Below are 4,630 nucleotides of genomic sequence, written 5' to 3'. Positions count from 1 at the left end.
GGTTTGGGGCGGGAAGGGGAGCGACCTCGCAATTCAAGCCCCCTTCCCGCCCCAAGATTACGATATCACGAACAAAAATTTAAATGGATTTTACAAATAAACGCCGCTGCAACCCGAATTCCAAAGGCAGAATTCTAGAATTTTAAATTTATATCGCGAATTTTACGAGCCGTGAATTTAAAATTAAAGCTCTAAATTTCAACGTCCATATCCACGGATTCGATCTGTAGCCCGCGCAGATCCGCGAGCTGCTGCACCGCAGCGTCCGTCTCGGCATTTTTTGGAAGCACAATATGAAAGCCGCGATCAAACGCCAAGAAAAAATTCTCCCCGCCCGCAGCGATTCGATTTAGCGAGCGCGCGGCAAATTTCTCGCTTGCGCGCGGCTCGCCCTTTGAAAATGAAATTTCATACTCGCCCGCGATAAATTCCATCTCTATGCTCGAGTCTTGCGCGAGCTTAGCGGCAGAGAGATGTTTTCTTAGCATGCGGCGGTAAAATTTCGGATAAAAAATAAGCCACGCCGCGCCCAAAATAACCGACGCCACGCTCGCAATCGGCGCCGTTTTTAAAAGCCCGTCGATGATGATGCCCATAAGCAAAAACTCAAACGGTATGGCGTAGGTGCTGACTAGGCGCTGCTTGCGCGCCTTTTTGCTGTAAAGCAGCATAAATTTATTGAGGTTATCGACGTCGTGATTTGTGATTTGAACTTTCATATTTTTCCTTTAATTTTTGCGTAATTGTAGCGAAGCCGCCTTAAATTTGCGTCTATTAACTTCCGTGAGATAAAATCCCGTTTTTAAAGGAGATAGCTTGAAATCTTTATTAAAAATCAACGGATTTTTGCCGTTTTTGGCGATTATGTTTATCAACGCAAGCGTCGATCTGGGCCATAAGATCACGATTCAAAACGTCCTTGTAAAAAGCGCCGATTCCGGCGCTCTCATCGCCCTTACCTCGCTTGTAAATTTGCTGATTTTACTGCCTTACGTATTTCTTTTTAGCGCCAGCGGCTATCTCAACGATAAATTCTCGCGTACCCGCATCACGCGGATCTGCGCAAAACTTGGCGTCGCGCTTACCGCGCTCATTACGCTAGGTTATCTGTGTGGGTGGTTTTATTTCGCATTTTTTATGACGATCCTGCTTGCGGCGCAAAGCGCGATCTACTCGCCCGCCAAATACGGCCTGATTAAAAAGATCGTCGGCGCGAAAAATTTAGGCGCGGCAAACGGCCTCGTACAGGCTCTTACCATCATCGCGATTCTGCTTTCATCGCTTGTGTTTTCGGTGATTTTCGAGCTGTTTGCAGCCCGCAGCAGCGACGCGGGCGAGCTAATGAGCTCGGTTTGGTTCATCGGCGTGCTTTTGGTCGCGGGCTCTGCGCTTGAAACATACTACTCGTATAAAATTCCATTCTTCGACGCCGCGCAGCCGCAGGCGGAATTTGACACGAAAGAATATCTCCACCTGCGCTACTTGAAGCAAAATTTAAAATTTGTAATCAAAGACAAAAACGTCCTACTCTGCACGCTCGGACTTGCGATGTTTTGGGCTGTCTCGCAGCTTGTGATCGCGACCTTCCCGGCTCACTACAAAGCTCTTAGCGGCAGCGACAACGTAATGGTGATCCAGGTGATCTTAGCTCTTAGCGCGATCGGAATCGCGCTAGGCTCGATCTTTGCGGGCAGCTACTGCAAAAAACATATCGAGCTCGGTATCGTGCCGTTCGGTGCATTTGGCCTTGCACTCGCGCTAATGGTGCTAGCCAACGCGCACTCGGTATTTTGGCTCGGCACGGCGTCGTTTTTCTTCGGATTTAGCGGCGGAATTTTCATCGTGCCGCTCAACGCCGTAATTCAGTTTTTTACCGCCGACGAGCGCATGGGGCGGGTGCTTGCGGGCTCAAATTTTATCCAAAATATCTTTATGGTGCTGTTTTTGCTCATCGCCATCATCTTGGTGCATTTTGCGGTCGCCAGCGGCGAAATTTTCGTTATGGCGGCACTGTGCGTGCTCATCTGCGGGATCTTCGGCGCGAAATATCTGCCGCAGCTTTTCGTTAGAATTTTACTCATTCCGTTTATGAAATTTGGCTATCAAGTCCACGTAGACGGCATCGAAAACATCCCGCAAAAAGGCGGCGTACTGCTTTTGGGCAACCATATCAGCTGGATCGATTGGGCGGTGGTGCAGCTTGCCTGCCCGCGCGGGGTGCGCTTCGTAATGCATCGCAGCTACTACGATCTGTGGTATTTGAAGTGGTTTTTTAAAATTTTCCGCGTCATTCCGATCGGAGCGGGCGTTAGTAAAAGCGCGATCGAAAGCATCCGCGAGGCGCTAAATGCTGGTGAAGTGGTCGGGCTCTTCCCAGAAGGCCACATCAGCTACAACGGCCGCATAGACGAGTTTCAGGGCGGATTTGAGCTCGCCGCGCACGATACGAACTCCGTAATCGTGCCTTTTTATATCAGAGGGCTTTGGGGATCGACGTTTTCGCGCGCCAGCGAGCATTATAAAAGAACGATCTCGCAAAGCGGCAAAAATGCGCTTCGCGTAAGTTTCGGCGCGCCGATCGAGGCAAATTCCAAGGCGCATGAAGTAAAACGTGCGGTAACGGAGCTATCGTTTTTCAGCTGGGGCAAATACCTCGCAAGCCTAAAGCCGCTTGCTTACAACTGGCTAAATCAGGCCAAACGATCGCCTTTTAAGCGCGTGGCGGTCGATAGCACGGGAGCAAGTCTCACAAATTTAGCGATGATGAGCGCCGTTTTGATACTTCGCAAAAGGCTAAAGAGCCGCATAGGCAGCGAGGAAAACGTCGGTATCATTTTGCCTAGCTCGGTCATCGCAAGCGCCGTAAATTTAACGCTTTTTGCGATGGGCAAAACGAGCGTAAATTTAAACTACACGCTAAGCGAAGAAAATTTAATCTACTGCGCAGATAAAGCAAACATCCGCACGATCATCAGCTCGCGCAAATTCGTAGAAAAGCTCAAATCAAAGGGCTTTGAGCTGGAAAGCTCGATCGGCGATCGGCTCGTGTATCTTGAAGATCTAAGCGAGGGCGCCTCTAAAAACGAGCGCATAGCCTGCGCGCTAAAATCGCTGCTGATGCCTAAAATTTTATTTCGCGCGCTGTATTTTAAGCCGCACGCGATAGATGACGTAGCGACAATTTTATTTAGCAGCGGCAGCGAGGGAAAGCCCAAAGGCGTGGTTTTAACGCACAAAAATATAATGGCGAACGTCCGACAAATCTCGGAGCTCATAAACGCCACCGAGCACGACGCGATTTTAGCGTCGCTGCCGATCTTTCACTGCTTCGGGCTTACCGTAACGACGCTATTTCCGCTAAACGACGGAATTTTAAGCATCCACGTGCCCGATCCTACGGACGCCTTTAGCGTCGGCAAGATGAGCGCAAAATACGGCGCTACGATAATGTTCGGTACTTCGACGTTTTTTAGGCTCTACACCAAAAATAAAAGGCTCAATCCGCTTATGTTAGCAAGCATCCGCCTGGCGATTGCGGGCGCGGAGAAGCTAAACGAAAACGTCCGCAAGGAATTTAAGATAAAATTCGGCATCGAAATTTACGAGGGCTACGGCACGACCGAGACTGCGCCGGTGGTGAGCGTAAATACGCCGAATGTCCTCGAGCCCGATTTTTTCAAAGAGCTTCACTTCAACCGCGAAAAGAGCGTCGGCTTGCCGCTTGCGGGCACGGTCATAAAGATCACCGATCCCGCCTCGCTGCAGCCGCTGCCAAACGGGCAGGAGGGGCTTATCTTAATCGGCGGACATCAGGTTATGAAGGAATACTACGATGAACCGGCAAAAACCGCCGAAGCGATCGCGCAAATAAACGACGTGCGCTACTACAAAAGCGGCGACATCGGCTATATCGACGACGATGGGTTTTTATTTATCACCGACCGCCTTTCGCGCTTTGCCAAAATCGGCGGCGAGATGATAAGTCTGGGCGCGGTAGAAAGCGCCGTGGGCGAAATTTTGGGCGAGAGCGCGATCTATTCGTGCGTGAACCTAAAAGACGAGAAAAAGGGCGAAAAGATCGCTCTGCTTTACGTGGGCGAGGCGAGCGAGGATGAAATTTTGCGCCGTCTAAAGGACTCCGCGCTTGCACCGATAATGCAGCCAAGCGTCGTGAAAAAAGTGGAGCAAATCCCGGTGCTCGGCAGCGGCAAGGTAAATCTCAAAGCGGTAAAGGATCTGGCGATAGAGCTCGGGCTGTAAATTTTAAAGCCTTAAAATTTACGCTCTAAATTTTAAATTTACGCCTTGCCGCGCTATTTGCGCGAAGTAGCGTAAAGAGCAAAATTCCTCTTTTAAATTTATGCTTTGTCACCGCCGCACGGCTTTGCGGCTTTAGCTCCTAGCGGCGAGCGATCTCGCGGGTTATGCTGCGGTTTATTTGGAGCGACAGCCGCGTGCGGTCGCAGCGTCAAATTTATGCTGAATTTTACGGACAGACGGCAGCCGCTCGCTACGCAGATAGACAAAATTCTTGAATCAGATGCCCGGCGAAATTTTACGGCAGAGCTGCGGGGAGAGTTTTAACGGCGGGCGTGCAGAAAGAAATTTCAATGGCGTATGTGCGGAGAGA

2 protein-coding genes are annotated in these 4,630 nt (G+C 50.1%); one reads left to right on the top strand and one right to left on the bottom strand.

Going from position 1 to position 4,630, the window contains the following annotated elements; all coding sequences use genetic code 11:
• Nucleotides 1–191 precede the first annotated feature (191 nt).
• A complete protein-coding gene (locus Q0257_RS04355; protein ID WP_298022008.1) occupies nucleotides 192–719 on the bottom strand; it encodes a hypothetical protein in 528 nt (175 codons plus the stop codon).
• A 97-nt stretch (nucleotides 720–816) separates the two neighbouring features.
• Here Q0257_RS04355 and Q0257_RS04350 point away from each other — a divergent pair, with 97 nt between their 5' ends.
• On the top strand, nucleotides 817–4,260 hold the full coding sequence (locus Q0257_RS04350) for an acyl-[ACP]--phospholipid O-acyltransferase (protein WP_298022005.1): 3,444 nt from the start codon (nucleotides 817–819) through the stop codon (nucleotides 4,258–4,260).
• Nucleotides 4,261–4,630: the final 370 nt, after the last annotated feature.

The sequence above is a fragment of the uncultured Campylobacter sp. genome (genome assembly GCF_938018035.1).
In the GTDB taxonomy this organism is placed as follows: Bacteria; Campylobacterota; Campylobacteria; order Campylobacterales; family Campylobacteraceae; genus Campylobacter_B.
This window is presented reverse-complemented; position numbering and strand designations above follow the sequence as displayed.

Coding starts and splice junctions, on each gene's coding strand:
- Q0257_RS04355 (WP_298022008.1), bottom strand. CDS start 719: ATGAAAGTTCAAATCACAAATCACGACGTCGATAACCTCAATAAATTT.